This window comes from Phenylobacterium sp. J426, assembly GCF_024699945.1.
Lineage (GTDB): Bacteria > Pseudomonadota > Alphaproteobacteria > Caulobacterales > Caulobacteraceae > Phenylobacterium.
The window spans coordinates 2334604-2358298 of sequence record NZ_JAJOMY010000001.1; the positions used below are offsets into that span (position 1 = coordinate 2334604).

Below are 23695 nucleotides of genomic sequence, written 5' to 3' on the forward strand. Positions count from 1 at the left end.
GCGCTGTCAGCCGGATATGAGACCCCTTCCTTCGCAAGGCAAGTCAAAGCGGCATGATCCAACCGGCAGGCCCGGATAGAACGGTGGTCCTCCAGGCGCTGGACGCTGTGCCGGATCCGAGGTCCGGCCAGGGCCTGGCCAGCGCCGGCCTCGTGCGCGGTCTCGTCATCCGCGGCAGCCGCGCGGCCTTCATGCTGGAGGTCCCGCCCCAAGACATTGAACTCTACCGCGAGACCCGCGACGCCGCCGAGCGGGCGCTCGCGGGCGTGGCCGGTGTGGAGACCGCCCAGGTGGTTCTGACCGCCGAGACCGCCGCGCCCCAGCTTCGCACCGCGCCCAGCTCCGGACAGACCGGCGGTCGCCGCGCCCGCGTCACCGACGATCCCCAGGCCCGACTCCAGCCGATGGCCGAGGCCGAGCGACCGCCGCACGTCCGAAAGGTGATCGCCATCGCCAGCGGCAAGGGCGGGGTCGGCAAGTCGACCGTCGCCGTCAACCTGGCGGCCGCCTTTGCGCGGCTCGGCCTGCGCGCTGGCCTTCTGGACGCCGACATCTACGGCCCCTCGGCGCCGCACATGCTGGGCGCCGATGGCGAGCCGACGTTCGACGCCGACAAGAAGCTGAACCCGCTTGAGGCCTGGGGCGTGAAGGTCATGTCCATCGGCTTCATCGTCGAGCCGGGCCAGGCCAGCATCTGGCGCGGCCCGATGGCGTCGTCGGCGCTGCGCAGCCTGATGAACTCCAACTGGGGCACGGCGGCCGAGCCGCTGGACGTGCTGGTGGTCGACCTTCCGCCGGGCACCGGAGACATCCAGCTGACGCTCGTTCAGCGCCTGAAGCTGGACGGCGTGGTCATCGTCTCGACGCCGCAGGAGATCGCCCTGATCGACGCTCGCCGCGCCGCGGCCATGTTCGGCAAGACCGGCGCACCGATCCTGGGGGTCGTCGAGAACATGGCATGGTTCGAAGGCCCCGACGGCTCGCGCACCGCCATCTTCGGCGAGGGCGGCGCGGCAGAGGAGGCGCGTCGTCTCGGCGTGCCGCTGCTGGCGCAGATCCCGATCGAGGTCGCGCTCCGCCAGGGCGGCGACGAGGGCCGGCCGCTGGTGGCCACGACGCCGGATGCGCCCGCCTCCTGGGCCTTTCTTCAGATGGCCGAGAAACTCAGGCCCTAGGGCCTGGCGGCAGGTCCTTCGGCGGCAGGACCATGTCGTCGCCTGTCAGGGATCCGAGGCCAGGGGCCTCGGCGTAGGCCGCGTCGCGTGCGTCGAGTTCCCGGCGGATTTCGGCATGGCGCTCGGGGGTCAGCTTGTACCCGACGAAGCTGAAGCCGGCGGCCATCGACAGCACGATGGGGCCCACGATGTAGACGAGCTCCAGCGTCCGAATGGCCTCCGGGGAATTCACCGCCCCCTCGGCCGCCTGGTAGCCGAGCGCCGCCAGCAGCACGAACGTAAGGGCCGACAGTCCCGAGGCGATCTTCGTGGTCCCGATCGTCATGGCGTACATCAGGCCCATCCACTCGCGCCCGTTGGCCAGCCGCAGCTCGTCGGCGATGTCTCCGGTGAGCGCGCGGATCATCACCAGGAAGCCCGCGGCCATGGCGCCGACCAGGAACATGCCGGGCGCGAAGGCCAGGAAGTTGCCGGCCGGCAGGAAGGGCACCACGATCAGGCCCAGCGAATAGACCATGGTCGTCACCATCAGCGCCCGGTGCTTGCCGATCCGATTGCCGAGCCAGGCGACGGCAGGCGCGCCGGCGAAGCCGGCCGCCACATAGATCATCAGCAGGGTGTTGGCCTCGACCACACCGAATCCGCGGCTGTCCTGGAAGTAGAAGAGGTAGAGCGCCGCCATCCAGCCGGGCGCTGCGGTGGCCGCGAAATCGGCGGCCAGCAGGCGCAGCACGTTGCCGTGCTTCAGCAGCGTCAGATAGTCGCGCAGGGCGAAGCTCTTGCCGTGCTCCACCGTGATTGGCTCGCGCGTGGTGGCCAAGACCAGCAGCGCGGTCACCGGCAGGGCGGCGATAATGAACCAGACCATAGCCCGGACGCCGTCGCTGTCGGATGCGCCCTGTTGCTGCATCAGGATCGGAATGACCAGCACCGCCACGGCGCCCACCACGCCCAGCCCGATCACGGCGCCGAACACCCGGTTGCGCTGTTCGTACGTCGGGCCCAGCACGCCGCCCCAGGCGAGATGCGAGAGATAGACCATCGAATAGCCGATGTAGGTGAAGAGCAGGATCCCCGAGAGCGCGAGCTGGGTGGTCGATGGGCCCGCCTGCAACATCAGCCACAGGCCGAACATCATCACCGGCACGCCCAGCGCCAGCCAGACCCGGTAGCGGCCGAACCGGGTCCGTGTCCGGTCCATGGCCATGCCGATGCCCACGTCGATCGGGATGTCGATCAGGCGGACCATGGCGAAGGCCGTGCCGACCACGGCCAGCGACAGGCCCACGTGAGTCGCGAAGTAGCGGGGGAGGTGGACCGCGATGGCCAGCACCAGCGCCTGGATAGGAATGCTGGCGCTGGCGAACGCCAGGACGGTGAGCGGATTGAGGTGGCCGGCAGGAGTTCCAGACTTCGCCTTCGTCACCCAACCCTCCGCTCGATTGCGCCTCTGTCGGGCGCCGTTCTCAGGTTACGCGCGATCACCTGCGCCGGCGCAAGCCCAAAGAGATTACGGGCGCGAAACGGGCGCGGACCACGCTGAAGAAAAAGGCCCTCCTCGTCGCCGAGAAGGGCCTCCATCATTTCTCAGCGTGCGAGGCGGATCAGCCGCCCTGCATCTTGCGGAAGAACTTCGCCGTCTGCTCGCCGCCGTTCATGTAGGCCTGCTGACCCTCGGCGTCGGCGATCTTGGCGAAGTTGTCGCGCACCTGCTCCACCGTCGCCGAGCCGCCGAGGTACACGCCCTCGGTCTCGACGATGCGGGCCACGGCGAAGGCGCCGGCGCCGGCGGTCAGCACCGTGCCGGTAGGCGCCTCTTCCGAGCACAGGAACACGACGCCCGGCGTCACGAACTCGGGCTTCAGCTGCTCCAGCACCTGGGGCGGCATCAGGTTCTCGGTCATCCGGGTCGCGGCCACCGGGCTGATGGCGTTGACGTGGATGTTGTTCTTCTGTCCCTCGAGTTTCAGCGTGTTCATGAAGCCGACGAGGCCAAGCTTGGCCGCGCCGTAGTTCGACTGGCCGAAGTTGCCATACAGGCCCGTCGACGACGTGGTGACGACGATCCGGCCGTAGTTCTGCTGGCGCATGATCTCCCAGACCGCCTTGGCCGGCTTCACGGTGCCCAGCAGGTGGACGTCGACCACGACCTCGAAGTCGGGGATCTCCATCTTGGCGAAGGTCTTGTCCCGCAGGATGCCGGCGTTGGCGACGAGGATGTCGATCCGGCCCCAGGCGTCCATGGCGTCCTTGACCATGCGGGCCACGCCGGCGTCATCCGTGACCGACGAGCCGTTGGCGATCGCCTCGCCGCCGAGCGCCTTGATTTCTTCCACGACCTTGTTGGCCGCATCGGAGCCGCCGCCCGAACCGTCGACCGAGCCGCCGAGGTCGTTGACCACGACCTTCGCGCCGCGACGCGCGAGCTCGAGCGCATGCTGGCGGCCGAGGCCCCCGCCCGCGCCGGTGACGATGGCCACTTTGCCGTCGAAGCGGATGTCCGCCATGTGCGAGTTCCCTCTTGAACAGGTGTTCGGAATTTCGCCGCGCGTTGTGCGGTGCGGCGAAGAGGGCGTCAAGCTGACGTGACGGAGGTGGCTTGTAGGAGAGGGGCCTCCCCCGCCACCAGGACGAGACGGGGGAGGCCGGCGCTGCGACTAGGGAGCTTGGGGAGCCCTAGCCCTGCGGCGCTGTCTCGCTCTGCGCCTGCTGCTGGCGCACGAACTTCACCAGCACGCGCTGGCCGATGAGGAATGGCGCGCCGGAGCTGTCGACCACCACCTCGACCACGCGATCGTCAGTGCGCTCGTTCGGGTCGTCGGACTGCAGCTTGCGGGCGCCGAAGACCGCGGCCCGGCGCAGGACCTTGCCGTCGAAGGTCTTGGTGGGGTCGCTCTCGGGCGACATGGTCACGCTCTGGCCGACACTGACGAAGGGCAGGGCGCCCTCGGCGATCTCGGCGCGGACGATGCGTCCGGCGCGGGGCTCCAGGTCGAACATGTTCGAGACGTTCAGGGTCGAGGCCCCGGCGCCCGGGTTGGCGTAGCGGCGAACGATGCGGCCGTCGGCCGGGGCGCGGATGATGCTGAGCTCCTGATCGTAGCGGGCCTCGTTCAATCGGGCCTCGGCCGTGGCGACGACGGCCTGCTGGGCCATGATCTTGGCCTGGGCCTCGCGCACCGCGTCACGAGCCTGGTCCAGCTTCTGCGCGGCTACGAAGTTCGACGGCGCCAACCCCTGCATCCGGCGCTCCTCGCGCTGGGCGGACGACAGCTGCACCTCCAGCAGCGCCAGCGCCGCCCGGGCCTGGCGAACTTCGGCCGCGGCGCGCTCGGACTGCAGGCGCGGCTCGTCGTCCTCGAGGCGGGCGAGGATCTGGCCCTTCACCACGTCGTCGCCTTCTTGGGCCAGGACGTCGCGGACCACGCCGGCGCGACGGGCGGCCACCTGGATGATGCCGCCTTCGACGTCGGCCTTGCCGTTGGCCACGGCCGCGTAGGGGCTGGGCTTCACCTCGGCGGCTGCCTTGGCCTCGGCGGCCTTCCTGGCCTTGGCCTGACCCGAGACGAACATGAAGCCGCCACCCCCCAGCACGAGGACGAGGACGGCGATCCAGACGAAGCGGTTGCGGAGAATGGCAGGCATGGGTCTCTAGGCTCCAACGAGCTCGGGTTCGGGGCGGCGTTCGGCGGTGGAGGCCGTGGCCGGGGGGGTGGCCGTGCGGTCCTCCAGGATCTCGCCGTCTTCCAGGTGGATGATGCGGTCGGCGTAGGCTTCCAGGCGCGGATCGTGCGTCACGCAAATCACTGCGGCGCCGTGCTGCTTGGCGGCGCGCTGGAGCAGCTTGATCACGATCTGGCCGTTCTCCCCGTCCAGCGCCGAGGTGGGCTCGTCGGCGAACACCAGCCGCGGGTCCTTGGCGAGCGCCCGGGCGATGGCCACCCGCTGCTTCTCCCCGCCCGACATCTCGGCGGGGCGGGAGTTCAGGCGCTTGCCCAGGCCGACCTCTTCGAGCGCATGGGCGGCCTTCTCGCGCGCCACACTCTTGGGGTGGCCCTGATACTTCAGGATGATCTCGACCTGCTGCAGGGCGGTCAGCGCCGAGAACAAGTTGAAGCCCTGGAAGATGAACCCGCAGTGGTCGAGCCGGAACCGGTCCAGCTTGCCGGACCGAAGATTCCAGATGTCGGTGTCCAGCGCCCGGATCCGCCCTTCATCCGGCTTCAGCAGGCCGGACAGCGAGGCGACCAGCGTCGACTTGCCTGAGCCCGAGGGGCCCATGACCATCGTCACCTCGCCGTGGCGGGCGTCGAAATCCACGCGCTTCAGCACCTCGATGTGGGTGCGGCCGGTCTTGAAGCGCTTGTAGACGCCGTGCGCTTCGATGGCGGTCTTGTTCGCAAGGCTCATCGCAGGAGGTCCGCGGGTTGGCTCTTCTTGAGGATGCCGAGGGCGAGCAGGCCCGAGGCGCACGAGATGACGAGCAGCAGGACGGAGACGCCGATCACCCACGGCGCGGGGAAGCCCATCGGCAGGCCGCCGTTCTTGGCCAGCAGGAAGACGCCGAAGGTGAAGAGGCCGGTGGCGATCAGGCCGACGATGCCGACCCACACCGACAGCTCCATGACGATCATCCTCAGCGAGCCCATCGAGACGCCCAGCGCCCGCAGGCTCGCGAACTCCTTGATCGACGACAGGATGGCGCCGCGCAGCGTCTGCGAGGTGATGCCGACGCCGATCAGAAAGCCCAGGAAGACCGAGAAGCCGATGAAGATGCCGATGATCTGTTCCGACATCAGGGCGCCCTCGTTGGCCGCGCGCAGCTCTTCGCGGGTCCAGGCGCGGTAGGCGCCCTTGGCGGTGGCGTTCAGCTGGTCGCGGACGATGACCGCCCGGGCGGGGTCCTGGATGCGGACCATCAGCGGGCCGGTCTTGGACTGGTCCCGATTGAAGCCCAGCAGTCGGATGGTGTCGCGGGAGGCGACGACCGCGGCGTTGTTGATGTTGGGGTAGCCGTCGAGGATGGCGCGCACGCGCACCGTCTTGCCATTCAGCGAGGCGGCGTCGCCGAGCTGCACGCCCAGGCGCTTCAACTGGCTGCGATCGATGGCCACGGCGTAGGGCTCCATCAGAGCCTGCCGGGTGGCCTCGGTGTAGTCCGTGGGCAGGGTCACGGCGCCTGGCCGTGTGTCGACCATGTTCACATCGACGTAGGTGGTGACCGCCTTCTCGCCATCCTTCGGCTGGTTCACCCACCGGCCGCCCTCGATGTCCCAGGCGGCGACCTCGGTCACTTCCGGGTGGAGGTACATCTGCGGCTGCAGGCGGGCGGGCAGGGTGCCCCCGCCAGAGTTGATCAGGCTCTCCATCTTGGCCGGCAGGATCATCAGGTCGGCCCGGCTGCGCTCGAGCGTGGCGGTGACACCCTTCACGATGCCCACGAACATGCCGACCTGGGCCAGGATCAGCAGGCCCGAGAAGGCGAGCGCCACGACGGCGGCGGTATAGCGCCGCCATTCGTGGATCAGTGTGGCCAAGGCCAGCGACATGGCGGATGCGCCCTTCCCAAGCTTTGCGCGAAACAAGCGCGCTTCACCCGGAAAGAGGCCGCCGCAACTGGCGGTGGATGCGGACGGGCCGATTAAACCTTCGTAATGCGGAAACCGCTCGCGAGCAGTTCGTTCGACGGCTCGTCGGACGCCCATGGGGCGGCCAGCGACGATCTGCCCATCAATCGGCCCTCGATGTTCCAGCGCACGCCTTCGGCGCGCCAGCTGGCCTCCGCGGCGCCGCCGAATTCGTGGGCCAGTCCCCGCATGAGGCGGGAGCCGAAGCCTTCCGAGACGGGCGGCGCCACCGGGGGCCGCCATGCTCGGCCCACACCAGGTTCAGCCGATCGAAGGCCTCATGCGCTCCGCGCGGGACAACGCTCCAGCTCAGGTGAACCCGCCCGGCCGGCGCGCTCAGCGCGCCGTGCTTCACCGCGTTGGTCGCAAGCTCGTGCAGCGCGAGAGAAAGGGCGAGCGCCTCCTGCGGCGCCAGGCGCACGGAGGGACCTTGCAGGACGAAGCGCGCCGGGTCGTCGGCGCCGAACGGCTCGAGCGCGGCCGCAACTGTGGGCCGAAGCTCCGCCCCGGACCAATGCTCCGCCGTCAGCACGTCGTGCGCCCGCGACAGCGCCATCAGCCGGTCCAGGAAGGCGGCCTGGCCGGCGCGCGGGTCCTCGGCGCGGCCCGCCTGGGCGGCGAGGGACTGCACCGTCGCCAGGGTGTTCTTCACACGGTGGTTGAGCTCGTTGATCAGCAGCCGCTGGCGCGCCTCGGCGAGTTTCGCCTCGCTGATGTCCTCGATCACGGCCGTGACGAACTGGATGGATCCCGCGTCGTCCCGCTGGGCCGACACGTGGTTGCGAACCCAGACGGAGGAGCCGTCCGCACGCAGGTAGCGCTTTTCGATGACGAAGGGCTCGCCGGTTTCGCTCAGGCGCTCGAAGAACAGGAGGTTCGTGGGCAGGTCGTCGGGATGTGTGACCTGCTGCATGGTGAGGTCCAGCAGTTGCTCGCGCGACCTGCCGAGGATCTCGCACAGGCGGTCGTTGACCAGCAGAAAACGGCCGGCCATGTCGGTCTGGGAGATTCCGACCGTGGCCTGCGCGATCATGCCGGCCAACCGCGTCTCGCTGGCGCGCAGCTTCCGTTCGGCGAGCACCCGGTCGGTGATCTCGCTGCCCTGGGCGAAGATGCCGATCACCGCGCCCGAGGCGTCGACGATCGGCTGATAGACGAAGTCGAAGTAGCCATCCTCCAGGCGACCATCGTCGTCGCGGGGCAACTGGATGGCGATCTCGCGGCCCTCGAACGGCCGGCCGGTGCGGTAGACCTGGTCCAACAGTTCGATGAAGCCCTGGCCTTCGAGCTCCGGAACCGCGTCGCGGAGACGCCGGCCCTCCAGTTCGCGGCCGCCCATCAGGCGCCGGTAGCCGGGGTTCGCGTAGTCGAAGATGTGCTCGGGACCGCGCAAAACAACGGCCAGCGCGGGCGCCCGCTCGAACAGACGGCGAAGCTCCGCGGAGACGGCGAGCGCCGCCGCCGCCCTGCCCTCGTCGCCGCTGTGCTCCGTCACCTGCGCCCCATGCCAATCCGCGCCGAAAATGCTCGGCCGCCCGGCTAAGCAACGCTGCACAGGGGCTGTATGCTCCCGCGGACTTGTCGACGCCAAGACGCAGGCCCAAAGTTCGGCGCACCGTCCATCTCGCATCGCAAAGGAGCCCTCGCCATGCAGACGCGCAAGCTGGGAACCCAGGGTCTCGAAGTCTCGGCCATCGGCTTCGGCTGCATGGGCCTTTCGGGCGTCTACAATGCGCCGTTGGATGAGGCGCAGGCCGGGACGGTGGTCCGTCGGGCGCTGGATCTCGGCATCACCTTCTTCGACACCGCCGAGATCTACGGCATGACGACCAACGAGGTGCTGCTCGCCAAGGCCCTGGGCGGGGCTCGTGGTCGCGTGCGCATCGCCACCAAGTTCGGCTTCGACCTTGAGGCCGCCCGCGCCGCCGGTCGGCCCAGCGGCACCAACAGCCGGCCCGAGAACATCCGCGCGGTCGCCGACGCCTCGCTGAGGCGGCTCGGCGTCGAGGTCATCGACCTCTTCTACCAGCACCGCGTCGACCCGAACGTGCCGATCGAGGATGTGGCGGGCGCCGTCGGCGAGCTCGTGCAGGCGGGCAAGGTGCGCTACTTCGGCCTCTCCGAAGCAGGTCCCGAGACCATCCGCCGAGCGCATGCCGTGCATCCGGTCACCGCACTGCAGTCCGAGTACTCGCTGTGGACGCGCGATCCTGAAAAGACCGTTCTGCCGGTCACCCGCGAGCTCGGCATCGGTTTCGTCCCCTACAGCCCGCTGGGCCGCGGGTTCCTGGCCGGCGCTGTCCACGGCAAGGACTCCCTGGCCGACAACGACTTCCGGCGCTTCATGCCGCGGTTCCGCGACGGAGCGCTGGAGAAGAACCTGTCGCTGGTCGAAACGCTCACCGGGCTGGCGCGCGAGAAGGGGCGCACGCCGGCCCAGCTGGCGCTCGCCTGGCTGCTCGCCCAGGCGCCCGACATCGTGCCCATCCCGGGAACGACGAAGCCGTCGCGCGTCGAGGAGAACGTCGGCGCCGTCGACATCGAGCTGACGCCCGACGACCTCGCCGCCATCGAGGCCGCCGTGCCCGAGACCGCGGTCGAGGGCGCCCGCTACGACGAGCGGGGCCTCTCGATGGTCAACCTCTAGGCCTCGCTCACCCGGCGCGGCGCAGCGGCAGGACGTTCTCAGGCATCCGGTCCACCTGGAAGCGGCCGATCAACTCGGCAAGTTGCGCCGCCTCCTGTCGCAGCGAGTGGCTCGCGGCCGTGGTCTGCTCGACCATGGCGGCGTTCTGCTGGGTGACCTGGTCCATCTGGTTGACGGCGGTGTTCACCTCCTGAAGCCCGGTCGCCTGCTCGGCGGCCGAAGCGGCGATGTCGGCGACGACGTTGTTGATCTCGGCGACCTGGCCGACGATGCGCTGCAGGGCCTGGCCGGTCTCGCCCACCAGGGTGACGCCCTGGCCCACCTGCTGGGTTGAGGCCGAGATGAGCGTCTTGATCTCTTTGGCGGCGTCCGCCGACCGTTGCGCCAGGGCGCGAACTTCCGAGGCCACGACCGCGAAGCCCTTGCCGGCGTCCCCGGCGCGGGCGGCCTCCACGCCGGCGTTCAGGGCCAGCAGGTTGGTCTGGAACGCGATTTCGTCGATCACCCCGATGATCTGGCTGATCTGGGCGGAGGACTGCTCGATCTGGCCCATGGCGGCGACGGCGTCGCGCACGATCTGGCCCGATCGCTCGGCGTCCCCCTTGGCGGTGGCGACCACGCTGCGGGCGTGGTTGGCGCCCTCGGCGGTCGTCCGCACGGTGGCTGTGATCTGGTCCAGAGCTGCGGCGGTCTCCTCGAGGGAGGCGGCCTGCTGTTCGGTCCGGCGCGAGAGGTCGTCCGCGGCTTGGCCGATTTCGCCCGTGGCCGACCCGACGCGGTCGGCGGTGTCGATGATCACACCCATCACCTCCGCCAGCTGCCCGATGGCGGCGTTGAAGTCGGCCTGCACCGAGGCGTAGGCGGCAGGGAACTGCCCATCCAGCCGCGCCGAAAGATCGCCCGCGGCCAGCGCGGTGAGCCCGTCGGCCAGGCTGCGCATCGCGAACGTCTGGGCCTCCGCCGCCGCGCGGCGCTCCGCCTCGCCGGCGGCGCGTTCGTGCTCGACGGCGGTCACGTCGCTTGCGAACTTGATGACCTTGTAGGGCCGGCCTTCACGGTCGAGCATCGGATTGTAGGTCGCCTGAATCCAAACCTCGCGGCCGCCCTTACCCAGCCGCCGGTATTTGTCGGCGAAGAACTCGCCCCGGCCGAGCCGCGCCCAGAAGTCACGATAGGCATCGCTTGCGCCGTACTCGGCCTCGACGAAAAGGCTGTGGTGGCGCCCCACGACCTCCTCGGCGGTGTAGCCGAGCGTGGCCAGGAAGTTCTCGTTGGCCGCCAGGATGCGGCCCTCCAGATCGAATTCGATCACCGCCTGCGACCGCATGATGGCGGCCACCTTGGCTTCGAGTTCGGCGACGTAGTCCTCATGCGCTTTGCGGCGCTCGGTCTTCAGCTTGAACATGGGTCCCGCACATCACTGTTCGCGGCTCTGTGGCCGTTGAGCGGGGCGCTATGACGCAGGTTAGCTTAAGGAATGACTTATCGAACTCGATATAATCGCAGTTTAGCGTATAGAGTGCGATTAACCCTGTGTTTACAGGCTTGGGTTGTGCTGTGCTGGAACTCGGGGGAGTGAGCCATGTCATCTTTGCAGATCTCAGCGTGCGCCACGTCCGGCGAGCCGCTGGGCGAGGAGGCCTATGGCGACCTGCAGGTCGACCGGCAACTTTGCCTCGCGCTGCAGATCGCCGACAGCCAACTGACCCGCATCTACCGCGAGCTGCTGAAGCCGCTCGGCCTCACCCACCCGCAATACCTCGCGCTCCTCGTCCTGTGGGAGAAGTCGCGCTGCACCATGGGGGATCTTCGCCGCACGCTCTGCATGGACACCGGGGCGATCACGCCGCTGATCAAGCGGATGGAAAGCGAGGGGCTCCTGCGCCGGACCCGGGACACCGAGGACGAGCGTCGCGTCTGGGTGGACCTGACGCCCAAGGGCTGGGGCCTTAGGGACGACGTCGCGCGCGTGCGCCGCGAGGTGAAGCGCCGCCTGCCGCTGAGCCCCGACGAGCTGGCGGACCTGCGGAACGCCCTCCAACGGCTGAACGCCCAGCTGCTCGACGCGCACTGAACTGTCGCGGCCGCGCGCCGCTTGCGCTGGCCGGGCTTATGGCGCCTGTATCGCCGCTTACGGCCTGACTCGGACGATCTGAAATCGGGCGGCGCATCGGGGGATGCATGTTCAGTCTAGCGAACGCCCAGAGCCTGGTCGGTGTGGCGCTTGTCCTCGGCCTCTGCTGGACCATCTCCGAGAACCGCCGGAAGTTCCCCTGGAAACTGGCGATCGGCGCCATCGCGGTGCAGGCCCTGCTGGTGCTGGCGCTGTTCGGCCTGCCGGCGCTGCGGATCGCCCTGCAGGGCGTCGGGCACGCCGTCGACGGTCTGGCGGCCTCGACACAGGCCGGCGTCGCCTTCGTGTTCGGCTTCCTGGCCGGCACGCCCAGCCAGCCGTACCCGCTGACCGACCCCGGCTCGATGTTCGTCTTCGCCTTCCGCGTGCTCCCGGTGATCCTGGTCGTCTGCGCCCTGGCCGCCCTGTTGTGGCACTGGCGCATCCTGGTGTGGGTGACCCGCGGCTTCGGCGTGGTGTTCGAACGCACCATGGGCCTGCGCGGTCCGCCGGCGCTCGCCACCGCCGCCACCGTCTTCATGGGCCAGGTGGAGGGGCCGATCTTCATTCGCAGCTATCTGGCCGGCCTGTCCCGCTCGGAACTGTTCATGCTGATCGCCGTCGGCATGGCCTGCGTGTCGGGCTCGACCATGGTGGCCTACGCCACGATCCTGAAGGACGTGCTGCCGAACGCCGCGGCCCACGTGCTCACCGCCTCCATCGTCTCGGCGCCCGCCGGGGTGCTTCTGGCTCGGATCATCGTGCCGCGCGACCCCGACGTGGAGCAGGCCCAGGCCTATGACCCCGCCGCCTCCAAGCGCTACGAGAGCTCCATCGACGCCCTGATCAAGGGCACCACCGACGGCCTGCAGATCGTACTCAACGTGGGCGCGACGCTGATCGTCTTCGTGGCCCTGATCGCCATGGTCAACCTGATGCTCGGCGGCCTGCCGGAGGTGGGCGGGGCGCCGATCTCGGTCGAGCGCATCCTGGGCGTGGTGTTCGCGCCCCTGGCCTGGGCGATCGGCGTGCCCTGGCACGACGCGCCCACTGCTGGCTCCCTGCTGGGTGTGAAGCTGGTGCTGACCGAGTTCACGGCGTTCATCCGCATGGGCGGCATCCCGCTGGAGGCGATGGATGAACGCTCGCGCGTCCTGATGACCTATGCGCTGTGCGGCTTCGCCAACGTCGCCTCGGTGGGCATCAACCTGGCCGGCTATTCGGTGCTCGTGCCCGAGCGACGTAACGAGGTGGTGGGGATGGTCTGGAAGGCGATGTTCGCCGGCTTCCTCGCCACGTGCCTGACCGCCTCGGTGGTGGGTCTGCTGCCGGCGGGCTTGTTCGGGCGCGCTTGACCGAAAGTGAACGATCGGTCACTTTTGTTCCGACGACAGGAAGGGAGGCCGGTCATGAAGCTGTACGACACCCCGCTCGCGCCCAATCCGCGCCGCGTCCGCTGGTTCATGGCGGAAAAGGGCATCGAGGACATCGAGATCGAGACCCTCAACCTGATGGAGGGGACGCACAAGCAGGTCAGCTACCTGCGCAAGGCCGGCCTGCCGAACGTGCCGATGCTCGAGATGGACGACGGGACCTGCATCACCGAGTCCATCGCCATCTGCCGCTACCTCGAGAGCAAATACCCCGAGCCAAACCTCTTCGGCCGGACGCCGGAGGAGACCGCGGTCATCGAGATGTGGACGCGTCGGGCCGAGATGCTGGTCGCCACCCCGCTGATGCTTGGCGTCCGCCACACGCACCCGATGATGGGCAAGCTGGAGGCGCAGAACCCCGAGGTCGGCGACTACAACCTCAAGGCCGGGGTCAAGGCGCTGAAGGTGCTGGACCGCCAGCTCAAGGAGTCCGAATGGCTGGCGGCCGACCGGCTGACCATCGCCGACATCGTGGCCTTCGTCGGCGTCGACTTCGGCCGGATGATCAAGCTGCAGCCGCCCGAGGATCTGACCAACGTGCTCCGCTGGCACGCCGCCATGAAGGCTCGCCCTGCCGCCGCCGCCGGGATGCCGCAGAAGGTGGCCTGATCTAGCGCCCGCGCAGCGCGACCCAGCGCTCGCGCGGAATCCGCATGAAATAGTGGACGTCGTCGACGTCGTACTGTTCGAAGCCTTCGCGCTCATAGACGTGCCTGGCGCGCGGATTGCCGAGCGCAACGTCCAGCTTCATGGCCTTGGCCGCTGTGTTCTCGAACACCCAGGTCATGATCGCCCGCAACAGCGCCGTGCCGCGTCCGCCGCCGGGTTCCGCGACCGCGATCCGCCGGAGCAGGATGGTGGGCGCGTTGAATTCCTGCAGGATCACGAATCCCGCCAGCCGGTCGCCGTTCCGCAGGCCGAAGTAGCGCGCATCCGGCGAGGCGAATTGCTGCGCATGCTCGTCGGCCTCGAACCGCCCGATGAAGGCGTCGTAGCCGGGCAGGCGCTCGAGACGCATCACCTCGGGGATGTCGGCGGGGCTCAGCGGCGAGAGCAGGCTCATGGCCACGCTTAGGTCGGACGCTTGCCGACCTTCTTCAAGACCGAGGAGAAGCTCATCATCGGCTCGCCGCCGCGGGTGGCGTTCACGATCAGGCCGCGGACGAAGACCATGCTGCGCCCTTCCTTCACCACCTCGCCGGTGCACTCGATCAGATCGCCGACGCCGGCCGAGCCCACGAACTCGCCGTTGAACGTGGCGGTCACCGCCATGCTGCTGTTCAGCGCCTCGCGGGCGATCACGAACAGGCAGAAGTCGGCGAAGGTCATCATGCACCCGCCGTGCAGGAACATGCCGCCGTTCATGTGCCGCCGCTCGGCCCGGAAGGCGCAGACGCGGCCCTCCGGCCGATCCTGGAAGTAGAACGGTCCCGTCAGGTCCTCGTACGGGTCGCCGCCGGGATAGTACGACCACCCGGCCCACTCGCCCTCGGTCACCTGCGTCAGATGCGAGGTGTAGTTGTGCTCCTGATCGCCGCCGTCCATCGCCCCTCCGAACCGTTTGCAGACCGAACTTTCAAACACTAGTTTGCCGGCTCGCTTACAAGCCCGTCGAGGAGCCAAGATGCAAGGCCGGACCGTCTATCTCTGCACGGGCGCGCGCACGCCGATCGGCCGTTACGGCGGGGCGCTGGCCAAGGTGCGCGCCGACGACCTGGCGGCCCATCCGCTGAAGGTGCTGATGGAGCGGCTGCCGAACCTCGACTGGGAGGCGGTCGACGAGGTGGTCTACGGCTGCGTGAACCAGGCTGGCGAAGACAACCGCAACGTCGCGCGGATGGCCCTGCTGCTGGCCGGCCTGCCCGAGCGGACGCCCGGCATCACGGTGAACCGCCTCTGCGCCTCGGGCCTCGACGCCACCATTGCCGGAGCCCGGATGATCGCCACGGGCGAAGCCGACCTCGTCATCACCGGCGGCGTCGAGAGCATGACCCGTTCGCCCTTCGTCATGGGCAAGGCCGACGCGGCGTTCTCGCGCAGCGCGGAGATCTTCGACACCACCATCGGCTGGCGCTTCGTGAACCCCAAGATGCAGAAGGACTACGGCGTCGACTCCATGCCGGAGACCGCCGAGAACGTGGCGACCGACTACCAGATCGAGCGCGAGGCGCAGGACGCCTTCGCCTTCCGCAGCCAGCAGCGCGTCGGCGCCGCCCGCGCCCGCGGCTTCTTCGACGGCGAAATCGCGCCGATCACCATCAAGGACCGCAAGGGCGACGTGGTGGTCAGCCAGGACGAGCATCCGCGGCCCGACACGACGCTGGAGGCGCTGCAGTCGTTGAAGCCGATCGTCCGCCCGGACGGCACCGTCACCGCCGGCAACGCTTCGGGCGTCAACGATGGCGCCGCCGCCTTGGTGCTGGCCTCGGAAGAGGCGGTGCGGAGATACGGCCTCGAGCCGCTGGCCCGCGTCGAGGGCGGGGCGTCGGGCGGCGTCGCGCCGCGGATCATGGGCGTTGGCCCGATCCCGGCGGTCGAGCGGCTGACCGGCCGGCTGGGGATCAGCGCGCGCGACTTCGACGTCATCGAACTGAACGAGGCCTTCGCCGCGCAAGGGTTGGCCTGCACCCGCTCGTGGGGCCTGCCCGACGACGCCGAGCACGTGAACCCGCACGGCGGGGCCATCGCCATCGGCCATCCGCTGGGCGCGTCGGGGGCGAGGCTCGCGCTCACCGCCGCCCGGACGCTGAAGGAACGCGGCGGAGATCGTGCGCTGGCCACCATGTGCGTCGGCGTCGGCCAGGGCTCGGCGCTGGCGCTGGCCAGGGCATGAGGCCGGGGGCCGCGGTCCTCATGGCGACGCTGGCGGCGACGCCTGCGGCCGCCGAGGTCCGCTCGCAGGTGACCGCCGACGGCGCGCTGCGGCTCTGGGCCGGCGAGCGCGTCACCGTGCGCTTCAGCCCGGACGGCAAGCTCGAACTCGTCTCTGCTTTCGCCGCGCCGGAAGCCGACGTCCTGCCGCCGAAGCCGGGACAGGGGCGGTTCGACGAGACCCCCGAGGGCGTCGTCGTCTTCCTCGTCGGCCGCGACCGTGGCCGTCTTTGGCTGAAGACCGAGAGCGGCGTCGCCAAGGCCTTCGACCTGCGCGCCCAGGCGCTCAGCGGGCCGTCCGCCAAGCCCGAGATGCGGCCGATCAGCGCCTGCACCGTGCTGCCCCTGCTGACCGACTATCAGGATTGGCCCGGAGATGGCGCCGCGGGCCTGCAGTTGTATGAGGTCCGCTTCCGCGACACGAACGCGGTCGTCTGCACCAATCCCGCGAAGTACCCGCGACCCCAGTGAGCGCTGTCATGCTGTCCGCCGTCCTCGCCCTCGCTCTCGCCGCCCAGGCCGAGCCCGTCGCCACGGCGCCGAAGGCCCCTGCCGGCAAGGCCGCGCCCGCCGCCAAGGCGCCCAGCTCAGCCGCTGACCTTCAAGCCCGAGACGCTGGTCGACGGCGAGACCCTGCAGATCGTGCTGGGCCAGCGCGCCGTGTTCCGCCTCGACGATCGCGGCCAGCCGGTGCTGCTCAAGGTCGAGAAGGGCCAGCTCCCCGAGGCCCACGCGGACGGGACGGTCAAGGACGTCTTCGTCCCGCCGCCCGAGGGTCAGATCGCCGCCGCCCTCGATGGCTCGGCCGAGAAGCGAGCCACCGTGCTGAAGATCTGGAACCGCACCGGCAAGCCGCTCGACTACCGGGCGATGGCGCTGATCCTCGGCAAGGACAACAAGCTGAACCCGGCGCCCGCGCCGGTGTCCTGCTCGCTGCCCCCTCGCAGCGTTCACATCGAGACCTGGCGCGCGCCGATCGTGGCCGTGGGCCTCGGCCGCTTCAAGGAAGCGGTGACGACCAAAGCCTGCCAATAAGATCAAGACCAAGAGAGAAGGGGACCGCCCGATGGCGCTCGACGCCGAGACCCGCGACCAGCTCATCGACACCGTTCGTCGGTTCGTCACCGAACGCCTGCGCCCGCTGGAGGCCCCGGTGGCGGAAGACGACGCCATGCCGGACGACGTGGTCGAGGAGATGAAGGGCCTGGGCCTCTTCGGCCTTTCAATCCCGGAGGAGTACGGCGGCCTGGGTCTCTCCATGGAGGACGAGTGCCTGGTCGTCATCGAGATGGGGCGCACCAGCCCGGCCTTCCGTTCGACCTTCGGCACGAACGTCGGCATCGGCTCCCAGGCTTTGGTGATGTTCGGCACCGAGGCCCAGAAGCAGAAGTACCTGCCCGGCATCGCGTCGGGCGAGATCATCACCTCGTTCGCGCTGACCGAACCGGAGGCCGGTTCGGATTCCGCCGCCGTCCAGACCCGCGCCGTCCGTGACGGCGACCACTATGTGCTGAACGGCGCCAAGCGCTACATCACCAACGCCAACAAGGCCCACCTCTTCACCGTCATGGCCCGAACGGATGCGTCGAAGCCGGGCGCCGGCGGCGTCTCGGCCTTCCTCGTGCCGCGGGACACGCCAGGGCTCAGCGTCGGCAAGCCCGAGAAGAAGATGGGCCAGCAGGGCGCTCACGTCTGCGACGTCATCTTCGACAACGTCCGCGTGCCGGCCGAGAACCTGATCGGCGCGGAAGGCGAGGGCTTCAAGGTCGCCATGCAGGTGCTGGACAAGGGTCGCCTGCACATCTCCGCCCTGTGCGTCGGGGTGGCGGAGCGGCTGATCGCCGACAGCGTGGCTTATGCCTCCGAGCGCAAGCAGTTCGGCCAGGCGCTCACCGGCTTCCAGCTCGTTCAGGGCATGATCGCCGATTGTAAGACAGAAGCGTTGGCTGCAAGGGCCCTGACGCTGGAGACCGCTCGGAGCCGCGACGCCGGCCGGAACGTCACCATGGAAGGCGCGGCGGCGAAGTACTTCGCCTCCGAGATGGTGGGGCGCGTGGCCGACAAGGCGGTGCAGATCTTCGGCGGCGCCGGCTACATCACCGAGTACGGCATCGAGCGCTTCTACCGCGACGTGCGCATCTTCCGGATCTACGAGGGCACCAGCCAGATCCAGCAGGTGATCATCGCGCGCGAGACGATGAAGCGGGGCGGGTAGATGAGCCTCGAGGTGGAGAACGCCATCTTCGACCTGCTGGGCAGGCTCGCGCCCGGCAAGTCGGTCTCGCCCGAGGACGTGGCCAAGGCGGTGGACGCCGCCGGCTGGCGCCGCGAACTGGGCAAGGTGAAGCCGGTCGCCGTGGGGCTCGCCCGCGCCGGCAAGCTCCGCATCCTGCGTCACAACAAGCCGGTGAACCCGGAGAAGTTCAAGGGCGTCTGGCGGATGCGCCTGCCGCTGGAGGACGACCAGGTCCCGGCCGCCGACGCCCCGGAAGCCGACGAGGCCGAATAGGCGTTTCCCGGCCATGACGCGTCTCGCCGCCCTCCTGGTCTCGCTGCTGCTCCTTGGCGCCTGCTCGACCATGGCGGTGCAGGCCCCGGCCCAGCCGCCCGCCGGCTACCGCGGCCCCTACATCGGCGGCGACGTCGTCGCGAGCTTCGACGGCGCATTGCTCGGCCTGACGAAGTGGGAGGCCCCCGGCGAGCCCTGGGCGGTGATCGTCGCCCTGCACGGCATGAACGACTACGCGAACGCTTTCCACCTTGCCGCGCCGTATTGGGCGCAGAACGGCGTCACCACCTACGCCTACGACCAGCGGGGTTTCGGCCGCTCGCCTGGCCGCGGCATCTGGGCCGGCGAAGAGCTGATGATCGAGGACCTCCGGACGGTCACCGCCCTGGCGCGGGCGAAGCATCCGAACGCGCTCGTTGTCGTGGCCGGCGAGAGCATGGGCGGCGCCGTGGCCGCCGCCGCCTTCGCCAGCGACCGTCCGCCGCCGGCTGACCGCCTCGTGCTGCTGGCGCCGGCCGTCTGGGGCTGGCGCGACCAGCCGCTGCCCAACAGGACCATGCTCTGGCTGGCGGCGAACTTCACTGCGTCCAGGGTCTACACCCCGCCGCGCTGGCTCACCTCGCGCGTCACGCCGACCGACAACCGGGAGGAGCTGATCGCCATGGGCCGCGACCCGCTGATGATCTGGGGCGCGCGGTCGGACACGCTCTACGGCCTTGTCGGCGTGATGGACGCGGGCGCCGACAGCGTCGGCCAGGTCGCCGTGCCTACGCTCTACCTGTACGGCGCCAATGACCAGATCATCCCGAAGAACGCCGCCTTCCGCGCCGCCTCGACGCTGAAGCCGCACCAGCGGACCGCCTACTACGCCCGCGGCTACCACCTCCTCACGCGCGACCGGCAGGGTCCGGTGGTCTGGGCCGACATCCTTGCCTTCCTCAGGGACAAGGACGCTCCCCTGCCGTCAGGCGCGCCGCCGATCCCCACGGCTCCGGCCCGCGACACGGGAGCCGATCGCCACGCTGCGGGGTTGTGAGGTGCGTCGCCAGGGCGTAGAGGCTGGCGCGAAAACATTGCTTCTCACGGCGAAGAGTGCGGCATGACCTTGTTCGATTCACCGGCTTTCGAGGGCCATGAAGGCGTCCACGCCTTCTTCGACGAGAAAACCGGCCTGAAGAGCATTATCGCCGTCCACTCCACCGCCCGCGGCCCCGCCGCCGGCGGGTGCCGGATGTGGCCCTACGCCAGCGCCGAGGATGCGCTGACCGACGCGCTGAAACTGTCGCGGGCGATGTCGTACAAGAACGCCATGGCCGACCTGGAGCTGGGTGGCGGCAAGAGCGTGATCATCGGCGACAGCCGCACCCAGAAGACGCCGCAGCTGTTCGAAGCGTTCGGGGCGGCCGTCGAGGCCGTCGGCGGCCGCTACTGGACCGCCGAGGATGTCGGCGTCTCGCCCACCGACCTGATGTACGCCCGCAAGCACACCCGCTACGTCGCCGGCCTCGAAGGCCACGCGGCCGCCTCGGGCGACCCCAGTCCGGTGACCGCCGAGGGTGTATTCCGGGGCGTACGCCTCTGCGTCCGCCGCGCGCTGGGGCGCGATCTGAATGGCGTGACCGTCGCCATCCAGGGCGTGGGCCACGTGGGCGCCTATCTGGCCGAGAAGCTGCACGCCGCCGGCGCCAAGCTGATCATCGCCGACGTGAACCGCGAGGCGGTCGATCGCATCGCCGCAGCGACGGGCGCCGAGGTCGTGGCGCCTTCCGCCATCTTCGACGTCCCGGCCGACGTCTTCGCCCCCTGCGCCCTGGGCGGGGCGGTGAGCCTCGACACCCTCGCTCGCCTGCAGGTGAAGGTGATCGCCGGCGGCGCCAACAACCAGCTGGCCGACGCCGAGGCCGGCCGCGCCGTGTTCCAGCGCGGCATCCTCTACGCCCCCGATTACGTCATCAACGGCGGCGGTATCATCAACGTGGCGGGCGAGATCCGCGCGCTCGAGCGCGACGAGGCCTTCGACCCGGCCTGGGTCGACGCGAAGCTGGACCGGCTTGCCCAGACGCTCGATGAGGTCCTGGAACAGGCCGCCCACGAGCGCCGCCCGACCCACGAGGTCGCCAACGAGATCGCTCGCGCCCGCATCGCCGGCGGTCCGGGACAGCGGGCGGCCGCCTAGGTTCAGCGCCGCCGCGGGTCCTGCACGGCCAGCAGCAGGATGGCCAGCGCGACCACCAGGAAGCCGAGGGAAGCGCCGAACACGACAGTGTAGCCGAACGCCTCCGCCACCAGGCCCCCCACGAGCGGGCCCGCGGTGGCGGTGATGCTCTCGGCCGTGGCGGAGACGGCGATGCGCATGGGCAGGTCTTCGCGGGCGCCGAACTCCAGGATCATGGTCTGGGCGGCCATCATGTAGCCCGAGAGCGCGGCGCCGAGCCCCGCGAAGGCCACGAAGGTCGCGGCGACCTCGTGGACGTTGATCAGCAGCAGCGTCGCCCCGATCCACGCGGCGATCGAGGCGACGAGGACCAGCCGGAAGCCGGTCTTGTCGCCCAGGTAGCCCCAGACCAGATTCGACACCGTGTCGGCGCCGAGGAAGGCGAACGAGAGCAGGCCCAGCGTCGCGCCGTCGGTGCCGACCACCCGGCCGACGTAGAGGATGTAGAACGGGGTGGCGATCCGGGCCGAGGTCGCCAGCATCTGCACGATCAGGAAGGCGCCGTAGGCGCGGTCCTGGGCGATCAGCGCCGGGAATTCCCGCAGTCGGTCACGGAAGCGCGCCTGCGGCCGCGTCGTCGGCGGCTCGGGCTCCTTCATTAGGAACTGCAGCGCCCAGAGCCCCGATGTCATCAGCACGAAGGCGAGCACGAAGGTCGTGGAGTAGCCGTTGCCGAAGGCGTTCGGGCCGATCAGGTGCTTGCCCGCGAAATAGGCCAGCACGGCGGCGATCAACCCGCCCGTCGCATTGCGCCAGGCCTGCAGGCGGCCCCGCCGGCTGATCGGGATCACCTTGGACATCAGCAGCGAGAAGACCACCCGCTGAGCGCCCATGAAGACGCCGAACATGAAGATGAAGGCCAGCAGGGCCCAGACCAGGGGTTGGCCCGACAGCATCCAGCCGGCCGCCGCCATCCCGAGGATGGCCAGCCGGCCGCCCATGCCGATCCATATGGCGGCGGGCATCACCTTGGTGCGATGCTCGACCTTGGTCGCCCCGAAGATCGGCGCGATCACGCCGCCCAACTGCTGCAGCGCCAGACCCAGCCCGACGATGGCGTTGGAACCCGAAACGGCGTGGAGATAGGCCGGCAAGAAGGTGGGGGGCGCTCACCAGCCGGAAGCCCGTCATCCCCAGCATGCCGTGCAGGTAATGGCCGGCGTAGTTGCGCTTCAGGTTGTCCCAGACGAACCGCTCGTACTCGGCTTCGCGCGCCGCGAGGTCCTCCCGCGGCGGGTCGCCGGCGGTCGCCTCGTCGGGCGCCGCGTCGGGGGAGGTCCTTGGCGTTCAATCCCTAACGGCCGCGCGCGGGCGTGGCGGGCGGCTCCCTTGTCGGACCGGAGTGGTCTGCCGTTTCGTCTAGCAGACTCCTGCTGCGATCACAGCCTTCGATACTCGATCTTCGAACCATCGGCGCCACGGCCGGTCAGCGAGAGCCAGCGTCCCGCCGCGTCGTAGAAGTTATCGATCTGGGTCTCGCCGCGGATCGCCCAGTGCCCCGCCGCGAGACGGCTCGCCTGGACCTTCAGCAGCTTGCCGTGCTCCGGATGGAACATCGGCCCGCTGAAGGCCGCCGTGTTCCAGTGGGTGAGGGGCGCCGACCCGGCCGGTCGGCTGGCAGGGCCCTTGTGGCTCTCGACCTTGACATGGCCCTGGGCCGCCTCGGCCAAGAGCCGCCGCTGCTGGCCGTTGGCGAGCGTGGAAGTCCTGAGGCTCGCGAACCGTCCGCCCCGCCAGCGCTCCGACGCCTCGTGGCGGTATCGGAAGATCGTGACGCCGGCGACCTTCACCAGAAGATCGACCTGCGCGTCCGCCCCGCCGTTGGCCGGGTCGCCGCTGAAGGTCATCTGGTGCTCGCCGATCGGTGCGCCGTTCCGGAACACCTTGAAGCTGATGCGCTCTGCGGCTGTGGCGGGCCAGGGGGCGGCGAGGCCGATGGCGCCCAGAAACAGGCTGCGGCGGTCTATGAGGAGGTCGTTCGGCATGGCGTCCGCAGCTACGGACGTCGTCCAACGGCGGATGCGCGGTCGCCTAATGTCCGGGTCTGGGGACGAAGCTGCGCGGCTCGCGGGCCTTCACCGGTTGCGACGGCGGCTTCTGACCGTGCTGCGGCGTGGCCGCTGACCGGGGGATGCAGAAGCCGGCCAGGGTGTCCTGTTGCGGAAGACCTTGGGTGCTCATCGGCGGCGCCCTCTTGGGATTACGCCACAGCATGACTCAGGCGGCGGCCGGGAGCGATTCCACCGGACGCACATCCACGTGAACGGTCAGGGTCGCCTCGCCGCCGTCCCCCAGGATGGCGCCCGAGATCGGCGCCGCCTCGGCCGGGGTGCGCGCGACGGCCACCGGGATCAGGTCCTCGCTCTCCGCAAGGCCGTTGGTCGGGTCGAACTCGGTCCAGCCGAGGTCCGGCAGGAACACCTCGCACCAGGCATGGGTCGCGCCCGCGCCGCGTACGTCGGACTGTCCCGGCGAGTAAAGGTAGCCGGTCACGAACCGCGCGGCGTAGCCAAGGCGCCGGAGCGCCTCGACCATCAGCCAGGCGAAGTCACGGCAGGTCCCGGAGCCCACCTGCACCGTGAAGTGCGGCTCCTGGGCCGCGCCCAGGTCGCGCGCCTTGTACTCGAACTCGTCGCGGATCGAACGGTTGAGCCGCATCAGGAAGTCCAGGGCCGGCTCGTGCGGACTGCCGACCCGCGCTCTGAGCCATTTCAGGAGGAACCCGTCGGGATCGTCCGTCACCGGCTCGACGAAAGGCGCCAGCACCGCCCTGTCGGTGGGCGAATAGACGATGGGCGTCGCCGTCTGGGGATCGCGGATCGGGATGTCGGCCAGAGGCGCGGGATAACGCTCGATGACCAGCTCGCTGACGATGGACAGCGCCCGGCTCTCCCCGGCGGGCGTGAAGCTGCACACCGAGTTGCCCAGGGCGTCGTAAAGCCACCGTGTGTCGCCGGGTGGTGAGACGGTCATCACGGCCTCCACGACGCGGATGGCGTGACTGTCTCGGGGACGCAGCAGCAGCCTGTGGGCGGCGAAACCCACCGGTCGCTCGTAGGTGTAGAGCGTCTCGTGTCGGATGCGCAGCCTGACCATGCTGCCCGG

General features: G+C 69.5%; 25 protein-coding genes. 12 read left to right on the forward strand and 13 right to left on the reverse strand.

Annotation, left to right across the window (positions count from 1 at the left end):
- The first annotated feature begins 53 nt into the window (after positions 1–53).
- Positions 54–1175 carry an Mrp/NBP35 family ATP-binding protein gene (locus LRS10_RS12265; RefSeq protein WP_257837504.1) on the forward strand — a complete coding sequence of 374 codons (1122 nt, stop codon included), beginning with the start codon at positions 54–56 and terminating at the stop codon, positions 1173–1175.
- On the opposite strand, the gene LRS10_RS12270 is transcribed toward LRS10_RS12265, so the two are convergent.
- The 6 genes from LRS10_RS12270 to LRS10_RS12295 form a co-directional block, all read right to left on the reverse strand.
- Positions 1165–2601: an MFS transporter gene (locus tag LRS10_RS12270; RefSeq protein ID WP_257837505.1), complete on the reverse strand. Its 1437-nt coding sequence runs from the start codon at positions 2599–2601 to the stop codon at positions 1165–1167. The two genes, LRS10_RS12265 and LRS10_RS12270, sit on opposite strands and share 11 nt — an antisense overlap.
- A 178-nt stretch (positions 2602–2779) precedes the next feature.
- Entirely contained in the window at positions 2780–3682 is a 903-nt protein-coding gene (locus LRS10_RS12275; protein ID WP_257837506.1) for an SDR family NAD(P)-dependent oxidoreductase, read from the reverse strand.
- Between the two features lie 169 nt (positions 3683–3851).
- Complete coding sequence (locus LRS10_RS12280) at positions 3852–4820, reverse strand: efflux RND transporter periplasmic adaptor subunit (RefSeq protein ID WP_257837507.1); 969 nt, start codon at positions 4818–4820, stop codon at positions 3852–3854.
- Between the two features lie 6 nt (positions 4821–4826).
- Entirely contained in the window at positions 4827–5585 is a 759-nt protein-coding gene (locus LRS10_RS12285) for an ABC transporter ATP-binding protein (RefSeq protein ID WP_257837508.1), read from the reverse strand.
- On the reverse strand, positions 5582–6724 hold the full coding sequence (locus LRS10_RS12290) for an ABC transporter permease (protein ID WP_257837509.1): 1143 nt from the start codon (positions 6722–6724) through the stop codon (positions 5582–5584). Before LRS10_RS12290 ends, LRS10_RS12285 begins: the two co-directional genes overlap by 4 nt.
- Before the next feature lie 181 nt (positions 6725–6905).
- Positions 6906–8297 carry a sensor histidine kinase gene (locus tag LRS10_RS12295; RefSeq protein ID WP_257837510.1) on the reverse strand — a complete coding sequence of 464 codons (1392 nt, stop codon included), beginning with the start codon at positions 8295–8297 and terminating at the stop codon, positions 6906–6908.
- Between the two features lie 153 nt (positions 8298–8450).
- Here LRS10_RS12295 and LRS10_RS12300 point away from each other — a divergent pair, with 153 nt between their 5' ends.
- The gene (locus LRS10_RS12300; protein ID WP_257837511.1) at positions 8451–9449 is read left to right on the forward strand and encodes an aldo/keto reductase; all 999 of its coding nucleotides are present in this window, start codon (positions 8451–8453) and stop codon (positions 9447–9449) included.
- A 7-nt stretch (positions 9450–9456) separates the two neighbouring features.
- On the opposite strand, the gene LRS10_RS12305 is transcribed toward LRS10_RS12300, so the two are convergent.
- Positions 9457–10854: a PAS domain-containing methyl-accepting chemotaxis protein gene (locus LRS10_RS12305; protein WP_257837512.1), complete on the reverse strand. Its 1398-nt coding sequence runs from the start codon at positions 10852–10854 to the stop codon at positions 9457–9459.
- A 177-nt stretch (positions 10855–11031) separates the two neighbouring features.
- Here LRS10_RS12305 and LRS10_RS12310 point away from each other — a divergent pair, with 177 nt between their 5' ends.
- The 3 genes from LRS10_RS12310 to LRS10_RS12320 all read left to right on the forward strand — a co-directional run bounded on the left by LRS10_RS12310 (position 11032) and on the right by LRS10_RS12320 (position 13604).
- Complete coding sequence (locus LRS10_RS12310; protein WP_257837513.1) at positions 11032–11523, forward strand: MarR family winged helix-turn-helix transcriptional regulator; 492 nt, start codon at positions 11032–11034, stop codon at positions 11521–11523.
- Between the two features lie 107 nt (positions 11524–11630).
- Positions 11631–12917: a NupC/NupG family nucleoside CNT transporter gene (locus LRS10_RS12315; RefSeq protein WP_257837514.1), complete on the forward strand. Its 1287-nt coding sequence runs from the start codon at positions 11631–11633 to the stop codon at positions 12915–12917.
- Positions 12918–12971: 54 nt separating this feature from the next.
- Positions 12972–13604 carry a glutathione S-transferase family protein gene (locus tag LRS10_RS12320; protein WP_257837515.1) on the forward strand — a complete coding sequence of 211 codons (633 nt, stop codon included), beginning with the start codon at positions 12972–12974 and terminating at the stop codon, positions 13602–13604.
- A 1-nt stretch (position 13605) separates the two neighbouring features.
- Here LRS10_RS12320 and LRS10_RS12325 read toward each other — a convergent pair whose 3' ends face one another.
- Positions 13606–14058, reverse strand: coding sequence for a GNAT family N-acetyltransferase (locus LRS10_RS12325; RefSeq protein WP_257837516.1), 453 nt, complete (start codon positions 14056–14058; stop codon positions 13606–13608).
- Positions 14059–14066: 8 nt separating this feature from the next.
- Entirely contained in the window at positions 14067–14540 is a 474-nt protein-coding gene (locus LRS10_RS12330; protein WP_257837517.1) for a PaaI family thioesterase, read from the reverse strand.
- A 79-nt stretch (positions 14541–14619) separates the two neighbouring features.
- On the opposite strand from LRS10_RS12330, the gene pcaF reads away from it, so the two are divergent.
- The 7 genes from pcaF to LRS10_RS12365 all read left to right on the forward strand — a co-directional run bounded on the left by pcaF (position 14620) and on the right by LRS10_RS12365 (position 20551).
- Positions 14620–15828: a 3-oxoadipyl-CoA thiolase gene (pcaF, locus tag LRS10_RS12335; protein ID WP_257837518.1), complete on the forward strand. Its 1209-nt coding sequence runs from the start codon at positions 14620–14622 to the stop codon at positions 15826–15828.
- On the forward strand, positions 15825–16337 hold the full coding sequence (locus LRS10_RS12340) for a hypothetical protein (protein ID WP_257837519.1): 513 nt from the start codon (positions 15825–15827) through the stop codon (positions 16335–16337). Before pcaF ends, LRS10_RS12340 begins: the two co-directional genes overlap by 4 nt.
- Before the next feature lie 171 nt (positions 16338–16508).
- Positions 16509–16901 (forward strand): hypothetical protein, encoded by a 393-nt coding sequence (locus tag LRS10_RS12345; protein WP_257837520.1) that lies wholly within the window; start codon positions 16509–16511, stop codon positions 16899–16901.
- Positions 16902–16932: 31 nt separating this feature from the next.
- Entirely contained in the window at positions 16933–18081 is a 1149-nt protein-coding gene (locus LRS10_RS12350; RefSeq protein WP_257837521.1) for an acyl-CoA dehydrogenase family protein, read from the forward strand.
- A complete protein-coding gene (locus LRS10_RS12355) occupies positions 18082–18375 on the forward strand; it encodes a DUF3253 domain-containing protein (protein WP_257837522.1) in 294 nt (97 codons plus the stop codon).
- A gap of 13 nt (positions 18376–18388) precedes the next feature.
- Positions 18389–19411 (forward strand): lysophospholipase, encoded by a 1023-nt coding sequence (locus LRS10_RS12360; RefSeq protein WP_257837523.1) that lies wholly within the window; start codon positions 18389–18391, stop codon positions 19409–19411.
- Between the two features lie 63 nt (positions 19412–19474).
- Positions 19475–20551, forward strand: a complete 1077-nt coding sequence (locus LRS10_RS12365; RefSeq protein ID WP_257837524.1) for a Glu/Leu/Phe/Val dehydrogenase dimerization domain-containing protein — start codon at positions 19475–19477, stop codon at positions 20549–20551.
- A 2-nt stretch (positions 20552–20553) separates the two neighbouring features.
- Here the strand turns inward: LRS10_RS12365 and LRS10_RS12370 are convergent, their stop codons facing one another.
- The 4 genes from LRS10_RS12370 to LRS10_RS12385 all read right to left on the reverse strand — a co-directional run bounded on the left by LRS10_RS12370 (position 20554) and on the right by LRS10_RS12385 (position 23686).
- Positions 20554–21684, reverse strand: a complete 1131-nt coding sequence (locus tag LRS10_RS12370; protein ID WP_257837525.1) for an MFS transporter — start codon at positions 21682–21684, stop codon at positions 20554–20556.
- 285 nt (positions 21685–21969) lie between these two features.
- Entirely contained in the window at positions 21970–22575 is a 606-nt protein-coding gene (locus LRS10_RS12375; protein WP_257837526.1) for a DUF6134 family protein, read from the reverse strand.
- 46 nt (positions 22576–22621) lie between these two features.
- Positions 22622–22771: a hypothetical protein gene (locus tag LRS10_RS12380; RefSeq protein ID WP_257837527.1), complete on the reverse strand. Its 150-nt coding sequence runs from the start codon at positions 22769–22771 to the stop codon at positions 22622–22624.
- Between the two features lie 36 nt (positions 22772–22807).
- Entirely contained in the window at positions 22808–23686 is an 879-nt protein-coding gene (locus LRS10_RS12385; protein WP_257837528.1) for a transglutaminase family protein, read from the reverse strand.
- Positions 23687–23695: the final 9 nt, after the last annotated feature.